Annotated in this window: 15 protein-coding genes; 13 read left to right on the forward strand and 2 right to left on the reverse strand. The window is 72.6% G+C overall.

Annotation, left to right across the window (positions count from 1 at the left end; translation table 11 throughout):
- Positions 1 to 31: 31 nt before the first annotated feature.
- The gene (locus ACZ6YG_RS30110; RefSeq protein ID WP_148033025.1) at positions 32 to 1657 is read right to left on the reverse strand and encodes an amidohydrolase; all 1626 of its coding nucleotides are present in this window, start codon (positions 1655 to 1657) and stop codon (positions 32 to 34) included.
- Between the two features lie 91 nt (positions 1658 to 1748).
- Here ACZ6YG_RS30110 and ACZ6YG_RS30115 point away from each other — a divergent pair, with 91 nt between their 5' ends.
- From ACZ6YG_RS30115 to ACZ6YG_RS30145, 7 genes are all read left to right on the forward strand, one after another.
- On the forward strand, positions 1749 to 3266 hold the full coding sequence (locus tag ACZ6YG_RS30115; protein WP_466019854.1) for a PucR family transcriptional regulator ligand-binding domain-containing protein: 1518 nt from the start codon (positions 1749 to 1751) through the stop codon (positions 3264 to 3266).
- Between the two features lie 249 nt (positions 3267 to 3515).
- Entirely contained in the window at positions 3516 to 4487 is a 972-nt protein-coding gene (locus ACZ6YG_RS30120; protein WP_466019855.1) for an L-2-amino-thiazoline-4-carboxylic acid hydrolase, read from the forward strand.
- An 86-nt stretch (positions 4488 to 4573) separates the two neighbouring features.
- Positions 4574 to 5632 (forward strand): extracellular solute-binding protein, encoded by a 1059-nt coding sequence (locus tag ACZ6YG_RS30125; RefSeq protein ID WP_148033022.1) that lies wholly within the window; start codon positions 4574 to 4576, stop codon positions 5630 to 5632.
- A gap of 118 nt (positions 5633 to 5750) precedes the next feature.
- Positions 5751 to 6614, forward strand: a complete 864-nt coding sequence (locus ACZ6YG_RS30130) for an ABC transporter permease (RefSeq protein ID WP_148033021.1) — start codon at positions 5751 to 5753, stop codon at positions 6612 to 6614.
- Positions 6611 to 7423 (forward strand): ABC transporter permease, encoded by an 813-nt coding sequence (locus tag ACZ6YG_RS30135; protein WP_466019856.1) that lies wholly within the window; start codon positions 6611 to 6613, stop codon positions 7421 to 7423. Before ACZ6YG_RS30130 ends, ACZ6YG_RS30135 begins: the two co-directional genes overlap by 4 nt.
- The gene (locus ACZ6YG_RS30140) at positions 7420 to 8523 is read left to right on the forward strand and encodes an ABC transporter ATP-binding protein (protein ID WP_148033020.1); all 1104 of its coding nucleotides are present in this window, start codon (positions 7420 to 7422) and stop codon (positions 8521 to 8523) included. Before ACZ6YG_RS30135 ends, ACZ6YG_RS30140 begins: the two co-directional genes overlap by 4 nt.
- The gene (locus ACZ6YG_RS30145; RefSeq protein WP_466019857.1) at positions 8499 to 10127 is read left to right on the forward strand and encodes an amidohydrolase; all 1629 of its coding nucleotides are present in this window, start codon (positions 8499 to 8501) and stop codon (positions 10125 to 10127) included. Before ACZ6YG_RS30140 ends, ACZ6YG_RS30145 begins: the two co-directional genes overlap by 25 nt.
- On the opposite strand, the gene speB is transcribed toward ACZ6YG_RS30145, so the two are convergent.
- On the reverse strand, positions 10102 to 11073 hold the full coding sequence (gene speB / locus ACZ6YG_RS30150; RefSeq protein WP_466019858.1) for an agmatinase: 972 nt from the start codon (positions 11071 to 11073) through the stop codon (positions 10102 to 10104). The genes ACZ6YG_RS30145 and speB overlap by 26 nt on opposite strands.
- Positions 11074 to 11171: 98 nt before the next feature.
- Between speB and ACZ6YG_RS30155 the strand changes: the two genes are divergently transcribed.
- Genes ACZ6YG_RS30155 through ACZ6YG_RS30180 form a run of 6 tightly spaced genes read left to right on the forward strand, consistent with a single transcriptional unit; the run spans position 11172 to position 18060 of the window.
- Positions 11172 to 11759 carry a flavin reductase family protein gene (locus tag ACZ6YG_RS30155; RefSeq protein ID WP_466019859.1) on the forward strand — a complete coding sequence of 196 codons (588 nt, stop codon included), beginning with the start codon at positions 11172 to 11174 and terminating at the stop codon, positions 11757 to 11759.
- Positions 11760 to 11764: 5 nt separating this feature from the next.
- On the forward strand, positions 11765 to 13198 hold the full coding sequence (locus ACZ6YG_RS30160; protein ID WP_466019860.1) for a 4-hydroxyphenylacetate 3-hydroxylase N-terminal domain-containing protein: 1434 nt from the start codon (positions 11765 to 11767) through the stop codon (positions 13196 to 13198).
- Positions 13195 to 14421, forward strand: a complete 1227-nt coding sequence (locus tag ACZ6YG_RS30165) for a M20 family metallopeptidase (RefSeq protein WP_148033015.1) — start codon at positions 13195 to 13197, stop codon at positions 14419 to 14421. The genes ACZ6YG_RS30160 and ACZ6YG_RS30165 overlap by 4 nt, the downstream gene beginning before the upstream one ends.
- Complete coding sequence (locus tag ACZ6YG_RS30170) at positions 14418 to 15272, forward strand: polysaccharide deacetylase family protein (RefSeq protein ID WP_148033014.1); 855 nt, start codon at positions 14418 to 14420, stop codon at positions 15270 to 15272. The genes ACZ6YG_RS30165 and ACZ6YG_RS30170 overlap by 4 nt, the downstream gene beginning before the upstream one ends.
- A complete protein-coding gene (locus tag ACZ6YG_RS30175) occupies positions 15248 to 16867 on the forward strand; it encodes an amidohydrolase (protein ID WP_466019861.1) in 1620 nt (539 codons plus the stop codon). The genes ACZ6YG_RS30170 and ACZ6YG_RS30175 overlap by 25 nt, the downstream gene beginning before the upstream one ends.
- A gap of 38 nt (positions 16868 to 16905) precedes the next feature.
- Positions 16906 to 18060 carry a C45 family autoproteolytic acyltransferase/hydolase gene (locus ACZ6YG_RS30180; RefSeq protein ID WP_466019862.1) on the forward strand — a complete coding sequence of 385 codons (1155 nt, stop codon included), beginning with the start codon at positions 16906 to 16908 and terminating at the stop codon, positions 18058 to 18060.
- The last annotated feature ends 3 nt before the right edge of the window (positions 18061 to 18063 follow it).

An 18063-nucleotide genomic window follows, 5' to 3' on the forward strand; every position in this document is an offset into this window, starting at 1 on the left:
ATCGGTGAGGTGGGACGGGTTTCCAGCAGGTTCAGGAGGTCCACGCCGGGACGCCTCCGACCCAGGTCTGCGTGACGGGTATCTGGTCCAGCTCGTCGGGCGGGACCTCGAACGGGTCCGCCGCCAGGACGACCAGGTCGGCGAGGTAGCCGGGGGCGAGCCGGCCCTTGTGGCCCTCCTCTCCGGCCGCCGCCGCGGCGCCGGTGCCGAACAGGGTGAGCGCCTCGCCCGTGCTGATGCGCTGGTGAGCGCCGAGCACGCGGCCCGCGCGGGTGCGCCGGGTGACGCAGCTCTTCACGCCGAACAGCGGCTCGTACGGCCCGCACGGGTAGTCGGACGACCCGGCGACGGTGATGCCGGCGTCCAGCATGCGGCGGTGGGCGAACATCCGCCCGAGACGTTCCTCGCCGTAGGCGTCCACGAGCGCGTCGCCGTGGAAGGTGACGTAGCCGGCGAACGGGACGGGGATCAGGTCCAGCGCCGCGATCCGCTTCACGATCGCCTCGTCGACGACGGAGCAGTGCTCGATGCGATGGCGGGTCGTGATGTCCGGCCTCCGCCGGCGGGCGTGCTCGACCGCGTCCAGCAGGAGCGCGATGGCGCGGTCGCCGTTGGCGTGCACGGCCAGGCGCAGCCCGGCGGAGTGCACGCGCACCGCGAGGTCCGTCAGCTCCTCCGGGCTCACGACAGGCATGCCGTGGTCGTCCGTGCCGCGGAACGGCTCCGACAGCCAGCAGGTGAGCCCGGCCACCGCGCCGTCGACGAACGCCTTGATGCCGCCCAGGCGCAGCCACTCGTCCCCGAACCCGTCCTGGATCCCGGCGGCGATCAGGTGGTCCGCGTGCGGGTACGTCACCAGGGCGGTGACCCGCTGCCGGAGCCGGTCGCGGGCCCGGGCGGTCTGCAGCAGCCGCAGCTCGTCCGGGCCGACCATCGCGTCCCCGATCGAGGTGATCCCCGCCGACAGGAACCTGGCCGAAGCGGTGTCCAGCCCGGCGAGCAGCTCGTCCTCGCCCGGCGGCGGGATCACGGGCGGGCGGCGAGCAAGGGACGGGTAGGCCAGGTCGAACAGCGCCTGCTCGTACAGCACCCCGGTCAACCGGCCGGCCCCGTCCCGGCCGAGCGAGCCGCCGCGCGGATCGGGGGAATCGTCGGTGAGCCCGGCGGCGGCCAGCGCCGCGGAGTTGACCACGCCCCAGTGGGCGCCCACATGGGTGACGAGGACCGGCCGGTCGGGCACCCAACGGTCCAGGTCGTGCCGGTCGACGACCCGCCCGCCGGTGGTCCGTACGTGGTCGTACCGGCCGGCTCGCAGCCAGGCACCCGCCGGCAGTGTCGCGGCGGCGGCCCGCAGGCGCTCCGCCAGCCGATCCGCGGACGGGGTCACGTCCGCGGAGACGTCGGCGCCGACGGAGTCGCGCGCCGCCATCGTCAGGTGCAGGTGCGCGTCGACGAACCCCGGCAGCGCGCAGCCGCCGCCCAGATCGGTCTCCGGCGCCTCGGGGAACCGCTCGCGCAGCCCGGCCAGCGGCCCGGCGGCGACGACGCGGTCACCGGCGACCGCGAGCGCGTCCACCACCTGAGGAGCGCCGGTCGGAGCCATGGTGCGGATCCGTTCGCAGCGCAGCAGCCGCACCGGCATGTCGTTGACGGCCATGCTGCAGTCTTCCCGAACCGGCGCGCAGGTCGGCAATCGTCGGATCCTCCGGACGCCGGGGCAGGAACCTGGAGATTGCTACAGTACCGGCGTGTACCTGCACGAACTCGTGGCCACGGAGGGCCTCGGCCTGCGGTTCGTGCTGCGCCCCGGCCGGCCGGTCCCCGTGAGCTGGGTGCACTCCACGGACATGGCCGACCCGAGCGGCTACCTCGGCGGCGGCGAGCTGATCCTGACGATCGGGCTGTGGCGGCAGGCCGAGGGCGACGCCGAGCGCTTCGTCCAGGCACTCCACCGTTCCGGCGCCGCGGCCCTCGGCTACGGCGTCGAGGCTCCCGGCGCGGACGTCCCCGCCGACGTGCTGGACGCGTGCCGGTCCATCGGCCTCCCGCTGGTCCGGGTGCCGCACGAGGTGCCGTTCATCGAGGTCGCGCGCGCCTTCCACGCCGCCGCGAACGCCGAGCGCCACGACCTGCGCCGGCTGGTGCGGCACCACGAGGCGCTGGCCGCCGCGGTCTCCGGCGGAGGCATGCCCGAGCTGGTCCGCGTCCTCGCGGCGCAGCTCGCGGGCGACGTCTGGGTGGCGGACGGCCCCGAGGTGGTCTGGGCGAGCCCGGCCGCGCCGCCCGGCGCCGCCGCGGTGACCTGTCAGCGCGGCAGCCAGGCCGTCGCCTTCCCCGTCCAGGCCGCGCTCGCCGACTCGACGGCGGTCACCGTCATGCGGGTGGACGAGGTCGCGCCGGCCCGGTGCTTCCTCGGCTACGCGCGGCCTGTCGCCGCCATGACGGCGGCCGAGCGCCGCGTGCTGGACAACGCGCTGCCCTACCTGCGCGGCGAGCTGGTCCGGGTGCGGGAGCGGCGCGGCCACGCCGCGTCACGCCGGCGCGAGCAGCTCGCCCTGGCCGAGAGCGGCCGCCCGGCAGGCCCGCCGCTGGCGGGGCCCGCTCCGGCCGTGGCGGTGCTCGCCTACCCCGCCGTCCCAGGACCGGTCGCGGACAGCCTGCTCGACGCCGTGCCCCCGGCGGCGCGGGACTGCGGGGCCGACGAGGTCGAGGTCATCCCGGACGTACGCGAAAGCGTCCTGATCCTGCGGCCGGGAGCGGCGGTCGGCGACCAGACCGTGGCGTGCCTGCTGAAATGTGTGGAACGCCAGCTCGACCGGGAGGTCCACGCCGGCTGGACGCTGGCCCGCGACGGGGAGTCCGACCTGCCGCGCGCCGTGACCGCGGCCCGGCGCGCCGCCCGGCTCGCCGCCACCGGCGCCGGGCGCGAGCGGGTAGCCAGGTACGAGCGCCTCGGCACCCACGAGGTCCTGCTCGCGCTGGACGAGGAGATCGTCGGCGGGTTCGAGGACCTGGTGCTGGGCCCGCTGGTGGAGTACGACTCCCGGCACGGGTCCCAGCTGGAGGCGACGCTCAGGGAGTTCCTCGACCGCAACGGCGCCTACCAGGCGAGCGCCGAGGCCCTCGGGATCCACGTCAACACGTTGCGGTACCGCCTGGTGACGATCGAGCAGGTCACGGGGCGCGACCTGCGCCGGATGGCGGACAAGGTCGACTTCTATCTCGCCCTGAGATCCCGGCGGTCGCCGGAGGACCCCGCGGCCTGAGCGGGTCAGGGGCGCTTTGTTGCGCTCAGGTAAAAGGCTCAGACGTTCGCCAAGGTTTTGGTTGACCTTTTCCGACATCGCTACCTATGTTTGTACCCACTCTGCAGCACCACTGCAGCCTCTTGCAGTCACGCTCTAGGGCAAACCAGTGCCACCGAGCGGTCCCTGCCCCCCATCCGCCGATCGTCGACGTCTGCCGGAGCAGTGTCCGACAGGAGGTACGAAATGTCCCATGAATCAAGTGACCTGATGACGCCCCTGGTCACGACCATGACGCACGAGGCACGGATCATCCGGCACGCCGGGCTCGCGTACACCAGGGCGCGGCAGGAGGCCGGTCTCGCCACCGTCGAGCGCGCCCTGCGCGGCTACTACGACTGGCGCGCGGAGGCCGCCGCCGGCCGCGGCGGCGACGGCCTGCCGGGCGTCGTGCGGGCCTGGGGGACGGCCGAACTGCTGTCCGTCAACGCCGAGAAGTGGGGTGAGCTGCGCGTCGGCGAGGCAGGGCTCCGGCTGGAGCTGCACGGCACGCCGGAGCTCCTGCACTACCGGGCCTCCGGGGTGCCGGCGTTCGCGCTGATCCACTACCGGGCGCTGGTGTCGGCCCTCATGCGCGCCGCCGACCTGCCGGACGACGTCGAGGCCGGATGGCAGGGCGCCTCGCTCGTCCTGGAGGCGGGACAGGCGCCGCCCTCGGGTGAGGGGACGCTCCCCGGCGTCCCGCTGACCGGAGAGGAGGGCCTGGCCCTGCTCAGGGCGACCACCGAGAACCGCGGCGCGCTGCTCGTGTACCTCGGCCGCGAGGCCGAGCAGGCCTTCGGCGCCGACGGCGACCTGATGTTCCGCGAGGCCGTCCGCGCCTTCGGCGCCGAGCGCGGCGCCGCCATGCGCCTGGACCACCTGAGCAAGGGTCTCACCCTCGACCTGGTGAACATGATGGAGCTGTACGACTCCGGCGGCAACGAGGACGTCTGGCAGTACCGCGACGAGGGCACCCTGACCCCCGTCGAATGGTCGCAGGACTGCACCTTCTGCCCGTTCGTCCAGCCCTGGCACGACCTCGACGGCCTCCGGTACGGGGAGATCTACGACTACGAGTTCCACGTCTCCCAGTTCAAGGCCTACCGCGAGGACATCGAGGTGAAGTGGGGCGAGTTGATGTCGCGCGGTGACGCGACCTGCGAGTTCCGTTTCTCCATCCCGGGACCCGTCCCCGCCTGAGCGGCGTTCCACCCCTCAACGTCCCAGGGACGCGTGACCACGCGCCCCTGGATCGTTCCATCGCCAAACGAACAGTAGGAAGAATCATGGGTTGGTCGAGAAGGCCCGTCACGGTGGCAGCCGCCACGTCGGTGCTGGCGCTGCTCCTGGCGGCGTGCGGCGGCGGAGGAGACGGTTCAAGCGCAGGTGGCGGCGACAAGCAGCTCACCTTCGTGTCCTGGGGCGGTGGCTACCAGGAGACGCAGGAGAGCCTCATCGTCAAGCCGTGGGGTGAGAAGAACGGCGTCCGCACCCTCTCGGACGGTCCGACGGACTACGCCAAGCTGAAGGCGCAGGTGGACTCCGGCAACACCCAGTGGGACGTGATCACGCTGGAGCCCTTCTGGGCGATCTCGCAGTGCGGCACCATGCTGGAGAAGATCAAGGACAAGGTCGACACGTCCAAGCTGCCCGCCGAGGCGGTCACCGACTGCGGCATCCCGTTCGACATCCTGTCCTACGTCCTGGTGTACGACTCCGCGAAGTTCGGTGACAACCCGCCGACCTCGTGGGCGGACTTCTTCGACACGGCGAAGTATCCGGGCAAGCGCGGCGTGTGGAACTACGCTCCCGGCGGCGCGCTGGAAGCCGCGCTGCTCGCCGACGGCGTCGCCCTCGACGGCCTGTACCCCCTCGACACGGCCAGGGCGATGAAGAAGCTCGACGCGATCCGCGGCGACATCGCCTTCTACGACACCGGCGCGCAGCAGGTGCAGCAGTTGCAGAGCCAGGAGGTCGTGATGTCGATCGCCTGGAGCGGCCGAGCGCTCGACGCCGTCCGCGCGGGCGCCACGTACGAGCCGGTGTGGAAGGACAACCTGATGCTCGTCGACTCCCTCGCGATCGTGAAGGGCTCGAAGAACATCGACCAGGGCGTCAGCCTGATCAACGAGATGACGTCGGCCGCCGGCCAGAAGGCGTTCGTCGAGAAGTACACCTACGGGGTCGTCAACTCCGACGCCAAGCCGGAGCTCGACGAGACCGCGCGGAAGTTCTCCCCCACCGAGAACGGCCAGGGTGAGCAGGGCCGCTACATGGACCAGCAGTGGTGGGCGGACAACTTCGACAAGGTGAGCGCCGACTGGACGAAGTGGGCGTCCGGCTGATCGGAGCGTCCACCACCACCTCGATGCACGCGGGCGCCGTCCGGAGGCGGCACCCGCGTCATCGGCCCATCCCATGTCCCATGGCCGACCGAAGCACGACAGGAGCGGGAACCACGGCATGCTGAAGCTCGCCCAGCAGACGGCCCGGCGACTACGGGGGATCCACCTGGCGATCCCCCTGCTCGTCCTGCTCGTCGCATTCTTCGCCATCCCGGTCCTGGAACTGGTCCGGCGCTCGTTCCTCGACGCGGACGGCGCGCTGACGTTGCAGAGCTACGGGGACTTCCTCGGCACGCCCGCCTACCGCACGATCCTGTTCCGCACGTTCTTCGTCGCGGTCATCTGCACCGTGGCGTGCCTCCTGTTCGCGTATCCGTACGCGTACCTCATGACCCTGGCCGGCCCGCGGCTGCGCCGGGCGCTGCTCGTGCTCGTGCTGCTGCCGTTCTGGACCAGCCTCATGGTGCGTACGTACGCGTGGCTGGTGCTCCTGCAGGACACCGGACCGTTCAAGGCGGTCCTGGCCGCGATCGGGCTCGGGCAGGTGGACCTGATCCGCAACACCACGGGCGTGGTCATCGGCATGGCGCAGATCCTGCTGCCCTTCATGGTGCTGCCGCTCTACAACAACCTCCAGAAGATCGAGCGTTCCGACCTGCTGGCCGCCCAGTCGATGGGGGCGACGCCCTTCCGGGCCTTCTGGCGGGTGTACTTCCCGCAGAGCCTGCCGGGGCTGTTCGCCGGCAGCGTCCTCGTCTTCATCCTCGCGCTCGGCTTCTACATCACGCCGGTGATCCTCGGCTCGCCGCAGAACTCGATGATGTCCCAGTTGATCGTCCGGCAGGTCACCGAGCGGCTCGACTGGGCCAGCGGCGGCGCCATGGCCGTGGTGCTCGCCGTGCTGACCCTCGTCTTCGTCGGCCTCATGAGCCGGGTCGTCAACGTCCAGCAGGCCTTCGGCGGAACGGTGGACAAGAAATGACCAGCACGGAGACCAGGAGCCGGCCGCGCTGGCTCTACCTCATGGCCGCCATCGTGGCCATCTGGATGACGGCGCCGCCGCTCGTCGTCATCCCGATGAGCTTCGCCTCCGAGCGCACGCTGACCTTCCCGCCGTCCGGCTACTCGCTCCGCTGGTACCAGGAGTTCTTCCAGAACCCGGTCTGGATCGACGCGCTCCGGTCGTCCCTCCTGATCGCCGTCCTGGTGATGGTCATCTCCGTGGTGATCGGGACGCTCGGTGCGTTCGCCGTGGTCCGCGGGCGGTTCCGGGGCCGCGGACTGCTGGAGATGGTGGGGATCGCCCCGCTGGTCGTCCCGATCGTGGTGCTGGGCATCGGGGTCTACGCGATGTTCCTGCGCTGGGGGCTGATCGGCACGGTGCCCGGCTTCGTCGCCGCGCACTGCGTCCTCGCGGTCCCGTACGTGATGATCACGGTGGGCAGCGCGCTGCGCGTGGTGGACGGCCAGCTGGAGCGCGCCGCCCAGGTGCTGGGCGCCCGCCCGCACCGGGTGTTCCTGCGCGTGACGCTGCCGCTGATCGCCCCGGGCATGCTGGCCGGCGGGCTGTTCGCGTTCGTCACCTCGTTCGACGAGGTGGTCGTCTCTCTCTTCATCGTCAGCCCCGGCCTGCGGACGCTCCCGGTCGAGATGTACTCCAGCGTGACGCGGGACATCAACCCGACCATCGCCGCGGCCTCGACCCTGATCCTCCTGGTCAGCACCGCGCTCATCCTCGTCTCGACGAAGTTCCTCTTCTCCAGCAGCTCCGACGGAAGGTCAAAGCGATGACCGTTGCAGTGGACACCGACCTGGCCCTGGAGCTGCGCGGTGTCTCCAAGCAGTACCCCGGCACTGACACGGCGGCCGTCAGCGGCGTCGATCTCCAGATCCGCCGCGGCGAGTTCGTGACCTTCCTCGGTCCCAGCGGCTCGGGCAAGACCACGACCCTGAACATGATCGCCGGCTTCATCTCGCCGACGGCGGGGGAGATCGTCCTGCACGGCCGGAACATCGCCGACCTGCCCCCGCACCAGCGCAACCTCGGCATGGTCTTCCAGAACTACGCGCTGTTCCCGCACATGTCCGTCTGGGACAACGTCGCCTTCCCGCTGGTCGAGCGGAAGTACCCGAAGGACCAGATCCGCGAGCGGGTGCGCGCGGCCCTGGAGATGGTGAACCTCACCGGCTTCGAGAAGCGCCGTCCCCGGGAGCTGTCCGGCGGCCAGCAGCAGCGCGTCGCCCTGACCAGGGCGCTGGTCTTCGACCCGCCGATCCTGCTGATGGACGAGCCACTGAGCGCCCTCGACAAGAAGCTGCGCCAGCGGCTCCAGCTGGAGATCAAGCGCGTCCACCGCGAGGTCGGGATCACGTTCCTGTTCGTCACCCATGACCAGGAGGAGGCGATGGCGCTCTCGGACCGCGTGGTCGTCTTCGACCAGGGCCGGATCGAGCAGGTCGGTACGCCCGACGAGCTCTACCGCCGGCCCGCGACGCGGTTCGTCGCGGAGTTCCTCGGCGACAGCAACCTGATCAAGGGGAAGCTCGTCGAGCAGGACGGCGCCACCGCCCTGGCGACCCCGGAGTGCCGCATCCCGCTGCCGGACTGGCCGGGCGGCAAGCAAGCCCCGTCCGGGGACGAGCACTGCGTGATGTTCCGGCCGGAGGACGTCAAGGTCCTCCCCGCCGACGACGCGGAAGCGGCCTGCCGGGCCACCGTGCGCGAGGTCGTCTACCTGGGCTCCGAGCAGCGGGTGATCGTCACGACGGAGACCGGCCGCGACGTGACCGTGCGGACGGGCGGTGAGATGACCGGGATCCCCGGGGTGGGGGACACGGTCGGCCTGCGGTTCTCTGCGAGCAACGCATGGCTGATACCGACGGGCGGGTAAGCCTGTTCCGGGCCCGCGCCGTCCTGCCGGAGGCGGGCCGGCCGGGCCGCCCCGCGGACGCGCTCGCCGTGGCGGGCGGCAGGGTCGCGGCGGTCGGCCCGTTCGGCGAGCTGTCCGGCGCGTGGCCGGACGCCGACGTGGTCGACCTGGGCCGCCGCTGGGTGATCCCCGGTCTGGAGGACGCGCACTGCCATCCCACGATCGCCGCCGACGAGCTGTGCCACGTCAGCCTGTCACCGCGGGACCAGCGCGATCCCCTTCGGGTGGCCGCCGCGGTGGGCCGGGCGGGCCGCAGCAACGGCTGGGTGAAACTCGTGGGCTGGCTGGAGGAGCGGTGCGGCGGCGCCGCGGTGGACCGGCGCCTGCTCGACCGCTTGTGCCCGGCGGACCCGCTGGTCGTGGTGCACGCCAACGGCCACTGGGGCTACGCCAACACGGCCGGCCTGGCCCGCATGGGCTTCGCCGACGACACCGGCGCGGTGATCGAGGCGGCGGTGCCGGCGAACGGCTGGGTGGAGACCGGGGCCGACGGTCTGGCCACCGGCCGCGTCTTCGAGCAGGCGATGTTCGACATCATGGAGCCGGCCCTCGCCCGCCACCCCGGCCGGGTCGCCCTGGCCGGTTTCGAGGACCGCCTCGCGGCGCTGCGGCGGATCCAGCGGGACTACGTGAGCCGCGGCGTCACGGCGCTGACCGAGGCGCTGTGCGGCGAGACCGGATGGGACCTGCTCGAACGGATCCAGGCCGAGGGCGCCTCGCCGCGCTACTCGGCGCTGGCGCCCGTCGGCGATCCGGACCTGGCGCGCGGGCTGGCCGAGCGCGGCGGGCCCCGGCTGCGCCTGATCGGGCTGAAGTCGTTCGTGGACGGCGCGCTCAACGGCGGGACGTGCCTGCTGAGCGAGCCCGTGCCGGACGGAGACCCGCAACAGCTGCGCACCGCCGGCGAGGTCGCGCGGGAGCTGCGGCTGGCCGACTCCCTCGGCCTGCTCCTCGCCGTGCACGCCAACGGCGACGCGGCGATCGACGTGCTGCTGCGCGCGTCGGAGCGGACCGGGCTGCGCGGGCGGATCGAGCACGGCAGCGTCGTCCGCGACGACCAGGTGCCGGTGATCAGGCGCCAGGGCTGGGGCGTCGTGCCGTTCGGCTCGTACGTCCATGAGCACGGAGAGCGGCTCGCGGACACCTACGGGCGCGCCCGGATGGGGCGGCTCATCCGGCACCGGACCCTCGTCGAGGCCGGTGTCCCGGTGGGCGGCTCGTCGGACTACCCGTGCGCGGGCCCCGACCCCTGGCAGGGCATGTGGAGCTGCGTGACGCGACGGTCCAGGGAGGGGGAGGTGCTCGGTGAACAGGAGCGACTCACTCCGGTACAGGCGCTGCGCCTGTACACGCGGGGGTCGGCGTCGGTGCGCCCCGGGTCCGGCCCGGCCGGCACGCTGCGGCCGGGCACCCCGGCGGACTTCGCGGTGCTCGACGCCGACCCCCGGCGGCAGGAAGGACTCGAAGCCCGGCTCGGCGCGCCGGTCGCGGCCACGTTCGTGGCCGGCGCACCCGTGTACGCCGGCCACGACGTCGAGGTCAGCGGGCCGGAGTGGTGTCGCTGACGTGGCCGCCGGCCATCACGGTCAGCAGCTCGTACGTGACATGGCTGGCCGCGACGCCGGTCAGCTCCGCGTGGTCGTAGGCCGGCGCCACCTCGACGACGTCCGCGCCTACCACGTTGCGCCCGTCGAGGGCGCGCAGCAGCTCCAGCAGCTCCCGGCTGGACAGGCCGCCGGCCTCCGGGGTCCCGGTCCCGGGCGCGTGCGCCGGATCGAGCACGTCGATGTCCACCGAGACGTAGACCGGACGGTCGCCGAGCCGCCGCAGCATGACCTCGATCAGCGTGTCGAGCCGCTCGTGGGCGAACTGGCGGCTGGTCAGCTGCTGGAACCCGAGCCGGGCGTCGTCGGTGAGGTCCTCCTTGGCGTACACGGACCCCCGGATGCCGACGTGCAGGCACCCCTCGGGGTCCAGCAGCCCTTCCTCGGACGCCCGCCGGAACGGCGTGCCGTGGGTGACCGGCGCGCCGAAGTAGGTGTCCCAGGTGTCCAGATGCGCGTCGAAGTGCAGCACCGCCAGCTCGCCGTGGTGGCGGTGCAGGTCACGCAGCAGCGGCAGCGCGACCGTGTGGTCACCGCCGAGGGTCACCAGCCGCGTGCCGGCGCCGGTCAGCGCCCCGGCCTGCTCCTGGATCTGCCCGACGGCGTCCGTGATGTCGAACGGGTTGATGACCATGTCACCGGCGTCGGCGACCTGCACGATCCCGAACGGGGAACGGTCCAAAGCGGGGTTGTAGGGCCGCAGCAGCCGGGAGGACTGACGGATGTGGGAGGGGCCGAACCGCGCCCCCGGACGGTAGCTGACGCCGCTGTCGAACGGCGCGCCGACGACGGCGAGGTCGGCCTTGCCGACCTGGTCGGTACGGGGCAGGCGGGCGAAGGTGGCGGGCCCGGCGTAACGCGGGACCTCGGTGCCGGACACCGGCCCGACGGGGCGGTTGGTTTCCATTCCGTTCTTTCCGTTCAGGGAGAGCTGCTTCCGGTCCCGGCCGCGCTGCGGTGGCCGGGGACATTGCGCTCAGGATACGCGATCTGTAGTATCACTGCATGAGTTTCAGTCACACTGCAGAAACGGGTCTCCGCGACTCCGTCCGCAGCGTGCTGCGGCGGGTTCCCGCCACCGTCGTGGTCGTGACCTCGTTCGTGTCCGGCCGCCCTTGGGGCGTCACCGCGTCGAGCTTCTCGTCGGTGACCCTCGACCCGCCGATCGTGTCGATCTGCCTGTTCTCGCACACGGCGGTCATGCGGGCCGCGCGGCTGCACGGCCGCGTGGGCGTCTCGGTGCTGTCGGCCGACCAGGTCCACGTCGCCCGCGCGGCCGCCGCGCCCGGCGCCCCCAAGTTCCTGGAGTCCTTCTCCCCGGAGGCCGAGGGACTGGGGGAGACCGGCATCCCCCATCCGGCGCCGAACCGGCGCTGGGATCCGCACGACGGCGCCGCCGTCCCGCCGGCGCCGTCGGTGCACGGCGCGCTCGCCCACTTCGACTGCGCCATCTCGCAGGTCGTGACCGTGGGCGACCACGACGTGCTCTTCGCCCGGGTGGAGCGGATCCGCGAGGGCGACGCCGCCCTCCCGCCGCTCCTCTACTTCGACCGTGACTTCTACCGTCTCCCCGACGACCCCATCGAAGGTTGATGACCATGCTCAAGACCGGTGACGAGTACCGGGCGAGCCTGCGCGACGGCCGCGTCGTGCTGGCCTCCGACGGCTCACGGGTGTCCGACGTCACCACGCACCCGCAGTTCAGGGACGCCGTGGACACCGTCGCCGCCCTCTACGACATGCAGCACCGGCCGGGGACGGCCGAGATCGCCACGTACCAGGACGAGGAGACCGGGAAGCCGGCCAGCCGCGCCTGGCAGGTGCCCCGGACCAAGGACGACCTGGTCGCCCGGCGCGAGCTGGCCCGGCTGTCCACCTACCACACCTTCGGGGTGTTCGGCCGGCCGCCGGACTACGGCTCGTTCAACGCGCTGGGCCTGCTCTCGGTCGCCGACCGCATCGCCCCCAGCAGCGAGGAGTGGGCGCGCAACATCGACGCGTTCATCGACTGGGGCCGGGCCAACAACGCGATGAGCGCCGACATCGTCGCCGACGTCCAGTCGGACCGGTCGGTGCCGACCGCGCAGAAACCCGGCCGGCTCCGCTGCGTCGAGGAGCGCAAGGACGGACTGGTCCTGTACGGGGCCAAGCCGTGCGCCTCCGGGGCCGTCCACTCCCACGTCGGCACCGTCGTCACGCTGCTGACCCCGGGCGCCGACCCCGACGCGAACCTGTTCTGCTACGTGCCGCTCAACGCGCCGGGCATCACGATGGTGGCCAGGGAACCGGTGATCATGCCGGGCACCACCGACGAGCACCCGCTGGACGTGCGCGGCGAGGAGCCCGACTCCCTGCTCGTCTTCGACCGGGTCTTCGTGCCCAGCGAGCACGTGTTCTCCTTCCGCAACGAGGAGATGCTGGGCCTGTACCACGAGCTGGGCGCCCTCGCGCTCTGGCACATCCTGGCCCGGCTGTCCTACAAGTCCGAGATCCTCGCGGGCGCCGCCCAGGCGATCGTCGAGGTGCTGGGCACGGAGAACATCCCGCAGGTGCGCGACGCCGTCTCCGAGATCAGCGCCTACGCCACCGGGCTGCGCGCCCACGTGCTCGCCGCCGAGGACACCGCCGCCTACGCCAACGGCGTCCTCGTCCCGGCCGAGCGGTACGTCACCGCGGGGCGCCTGCACTCCGTCGAGAACTACCCGCGGATGCTGCAGCTGCTGCGGGAGATCTCCGGCCAGGGCCTGATCAGCCGCTTCTCCGAGCGGCAGTTCGCCGACGGCTCGGTGGGGGAGATGCTCACGGAGTTCCTCCCCGGCACGGGCGTCAGCGCCGAGGCCAAGAACCGGGTGTTCAACTTCGTCTGGGACCTGACCTGCGGCGCGAACGCCATGCGCGTCGCCCTGTTCGAGAACGTCAACGCCACGCCCCCGGCCGCCATGCGGGCCCGGATCTACGCTTCCCCGTACCGCAGGCCGTGGCGGGACTTCGTGCTCGACCACCTGGGCGTCGACATCAGCGCGGCCCGATGACCGCACCGCCGACGGCGGCGGGCGCGGCCCTCCGGGACGAGCTCGGCACGCTCGTCCTCGACCTGCTGGCCGCGCCCAGCCCGAACCCGCCCGGCGACGTGCGCGACGTCGCCGGGGTCGTGACCGCGTACTGCGACCGCGCCGGCCTGCCGCACCGGCTGGACCGGCCGGCCGCGCGCCGCCGCAACATCGTCGTGGACGTGCTCGGGACCACCGACTGGGACGGCCGGCACCTGGTGTGGAACGGGCACCTCGACACGTTCCCCGCCTCCGGCCCGCCGTCCCGCCCCCGGCGGGTCGCGGACCGGGTGCACGGCAGGGGAGCGGTCGACATGAAAGGCGGGGTCGCGGCGTTCCTCGTGGCCGCCCGCCGGCTGCGGGAGAGCGCCGGCGACCTGCCGGGACGGCTCTCCCTGGTCCTGGTGTGCGACGAGGAGACCTTCGGCCCGCTGGGCGCGCGCGGCCTGCTCAGGCGCCGGCCCGACCTGCTCGGCGACGCGCTGGTCAGCACCGAGCCGTCGTCTCTCGGCCTGGTGCGGGTGGCCGAACGCGGCTACCTCTGGCTCATGGTGCACGTGCCCGGCCAGAGCATGCACGCCGCGTACCCAGGCGCCGGGGAGGGCGCGATCCTGCGCGCCGCCGGATTCGCCCGGCGGGTGGCCGGCCTCGTCGCCGAGGTCAACCGCGGGCTCGCGGCCGCGCACCCGCCGCCGGGCGCCCGCGACGAGGCGATGGACCGGCTGCTGGGCGACGGCGCCGCCCGCATCGTCCGCGAGGTCTCGCTCAACCTGGGCACCGTCCGCGGCGGCCTGGCGGTCAACATGCGCCCGGCCGACTGCCGGCTCAGCGTCGACCTGCGCGTGCCCGAGACGGTCGACCCGCAGGACCTGCTCGGCCGCGTCGAGGAGCTGGCCCGTGAGGCCGGCGCCCGGGTCGAGGTCCTCGGCCGCGGACCGGCCAACTCCACCGGCGAGGACGCGGACATCGTCACCGCCGTGACCGAGGCCGTCACCCGGCGCACCGGCCACCGGCCCGTCCCCTCCACCGGGATCGGCTGCACCGACGCCCGGCTGTGGCGCCACGCGGGCGTGCCCGCCTGCGTGATCGGGCCCGACCCGGCCACGATGGGCACCGACGACGAGCACGTCCGGCTCGCCGAGCTGGAAGCGCTCGTGGACATCCTGTGCGATTCCGCACGCCAGTACCTCTCTGGAGAGTCATGACCGAGCGGAGCTCGCCCGCGTACCCGCCCGGCCAGCGCAGCGCGCTGTGCCTGACCTTCGACCTGGACGCCCACACCATGTGGACCTCCAAGGACCCGGGGAACGCCGCCCGGCCGGCGGTGCTCTCCTCGGGCGACTACGACCTCGGCCAAGGGCTGGACCTCGTGCTCGGGCTGCTCGCCGAGCACGGGATCCGCACCACGTTCTTCGTGCCCTCCGACGTCGCGGCGGACGCGCCGGGGGCGATCGGGAAGATCGTCGCCGAGGGGCACGAGATCGCCATGCACGGCACCGACCACAACCCGCTGCCGGACCGCTCCCGTCCCGCCGAGGCGGCGCTGCTGCGTACCGTGAAGGACACGCTGGAGCAGGTGAGCGGCACGCCCGTGCGCGGCTACCGGGCGCCGCTGTACGACGTCACCGAGCACACCCGCGACGTCCTCGCCGAGATCGGCTGCACGTTCTCGTCCAACTTCATGGACGCCGTCCGCCCGTACGTCGTGCGCGGCGAGCACGGCCCGGTCGCCGAGATTCCGACGCACTGGGCTCTCGACGACGGCCCCCACCTGCTGTTCGCCAACAGCCCGCCGAACTACCGGCAGTTCCTCGCCAACGACCAGATCGCCCGCATCTGGACCGACGAGCTGCGGGCCATCCACGCTCTCGGCGGCGTGACGACCATGGTGCTCCACCCGCAGCTCGTGGGCCGGCCGTCCCGGGTGGCGCTGCTGACCCGGCTGATCGAGACCGCGGAGGAGCTCGGCGAGGTGTGGCTCCCCACGATGGGCGAACTGGCCGCCCATCTGCTCGACCAGGAGGTGACCCGATGGATGACGAGACGGTGCTGCTGACCGGCGCCTCGGTGGTGTCGCCGGAGGTGGCGGCAGGGACCGCCGACACGGTGGCCGTCCGCGGCTCGCGCATCGCGGCGGTCGGCACGCTGGAGGCGGTGCGCGCGGCGCTGCCCGGCGCCCGGTACGAGGTCGTCGACCTGGGCGGCGGCTGTCTGACCCCGGGCTTCGTCGACCCGCACAACCACCTGCTCGCCACCGGGGAGACCATGTCCGGGGTGGACGCCGGCTACCCGGCGGTCCGTTCCATCGCGGACCTGGCCCGCGCGGTGGGGGAGGCGGCCCTCGCCCAGCCGGCCGGGACATGGGTGCGCGGCTCCGGCATGGACGTCGCCAAGTATCCGGAGGGCCGCCTGCCCACGGCCGCGGACCTGGACGCGGTCAGCCCGAACCACCCCGTGATCGTCTTCCATAAGTCCGGGCACAGCGCGGTGGTCAACTCGGTCGCCCTCGCGATGGCCGGCGGCGCGACCGGGACCGATCCCACGGGAGGCTACTTCGACCGGGACGAGACGGGGCGCGCCCGCGGCTACTGCGTCGACGCCGCCCTGGACCTCGTCTTCCCCCGGGCCGTTGACATCGCCTGCCACGGCCCCAACTTCCACTTCGACGCCACCCCCGAGGACCTCGACCACGCGCTGGAGGTGGGCGTCCGCGCCTATCAGGCGGCCGGCATCACGACCGTCTGCGATCCGCAGGTGACCAGGCGCGAGATGAGCACGTACCTGCGGGCGCGGCGCGCCGGCCGGCTCGGGGTGCGCGTCGTGGCCATGCCGTTGTCGAGCAACCTCCCGGCGCTGAGCGAGGCGGGGCTGTCCAGCGGGATCGGCGACGACTGGTTCCGGATCGGCGCCATGAAGTTCTACTCCGACGGCGCGCTCACCAGCGGCACCGCCCTGTTCAGCGGCGGCTACTCGAACGACGCGCTGACCCGGGGACAGCTGTTCTGGCAGCCCGAGCAGCTCCGCGAGCTGGTGGCCGACGCGATGGCCAGGGGCTGGCAGGTCGGCATCCACGCCCAGGGCGACCTGGGCATCGAGTACGCCCTCCAGGCCATCGAGGCCGGCCGCGGCACCGGCCGGCACCGCGTCGAGCACTGCGGCGGGCCGACCCGGGAACAGCTGGGACGCATCGCCGACCTGGGCGTCATCCCGGTCAACCAGCCGAACTTCCTCACCGAGAGCGGCGACGAACTGCTCGCCACCCTCGGCGACCGCACGCACCGGCTGCAGCCCCTGCGCTCCGAGCTGGACCGGCAGATCCTGACCGTGCTGTCCAGCGACGCCTTCGTCTCCAACTACCGGCCCATCCGGACCATCGCCGCGGCCATGGGACGGCAGACGGAGTCAGGCACCGTGATCGGCGCCGACGAGCGGCTCGGCTTCGGCGACGCGCTGCGGATGCACACGCTGCTCGCCGCCGAGGCCCTGGGCCTGGACGGGGTCATCGGTTCGATCACCCCCGGCAAGTACGCCGACCTGGTCCACTTCACCACGGACCTGAGCGACCTGCGCCCGGCCGAGCTCGCGACGACCACGCCGAACGCCACGATGATCGCCGGCCGCTGGGTGACGGGCGCGCTCCCGAAGCCCTGACCCACCTCACCGACAGAGCCCGAAGCATGGAGCGCAAGATGCCCGAAACACCGCGATACCCCCGCATCCGGGTGAGCGGCGGCCCGTACGAGCGCGGCCGCATCTACGGAGACGCCGCCCGCGACCGCGTCCACCGCAGCAGAGTCGGCTACGAGACGGCCTTCGCGCGGGCGGCGGGCCTGAGCTGGGAGCAGGCGGTCGCGGCCGCCGCGCCGCTGGAGGCCGCGATCGCGGCGGTGTTCCCCGCGTACGCGGAGGAGATGCGCGGCATCGCCGACGGCGCCAGGCTCTCCTTCGCCGACGTCCTCACCATGAACGCGCGCACCGAGGTGATGTGGGCCGCCACCGCCCGCCAGGCCGCGTCGCTGCGGGCCGCGCACGCCCGCGAGTGCAGCTCCTTCGCGCTCCTGCCCAGCCGTACGGCCGACCGCCACACCCTGGCCGGGCAGAACTGGGACTGGCTCGTGCACGGCTTCGACACGGTGGTCGTCCTGGAGGTGGAGCAGGACGACGCCCCCAACTACGTCACCGTCGTGGAGGCCGGGCTGCTGGCCAAGACGAGCATGAACTCCTCGGGGCTCGCCATCGCCACCAACGCGCTGGTCACCTCGGCCGACCGCGGCGAGCCGGGCCTGCCGTACCACGTGGTGCTGCGCGCGCTGGCCGACTGCCACACGCTGACCGACGCGGCCAACGTGGTCCAGCGCCACTGGCGTTCCTCCTCCGCCAACTACCTGCTGGCCCACCGGGACGGCACCGCGATCAACCTGGAGACCGCCCCCGGCGACCACGGCCAGGTGTATCCCCTGCTGCCGGCCGACGGCGCCCTCGTCCACACCAACCACTTCCTGTCACCGCTCCGGGAGGTGACGGACGTCTCCCTCTACGCGATGGCCGATAGCCTGGTGCGTCTCCAGCGCGTCCAGGCCGCCATCTCCGCGGCCGACCGGCCGGCCACTGTCGACTCGCTGCGCGAAGCCCTCAGCGACCACGCCGACTATCCGTACTCCGTCTGCTCCCACCCGGACGTACGAGCCGGCGCGGATGAGCGGTGGGCGACCGTCACGTCCGTGATCATGGACCTGGACGAGCGGACCGTCTGGCTCAGCGACGGCAACCCCTGCCGGCACCCGCACCGCCCGCTCACCTTCGACGGCCTCCTCGACAAGCCGTCGCCGCTGCTCACGCCATAGGTC

This window comes from Nonomuraea sp. NPDC054003 (assembly GCF_055585125.1).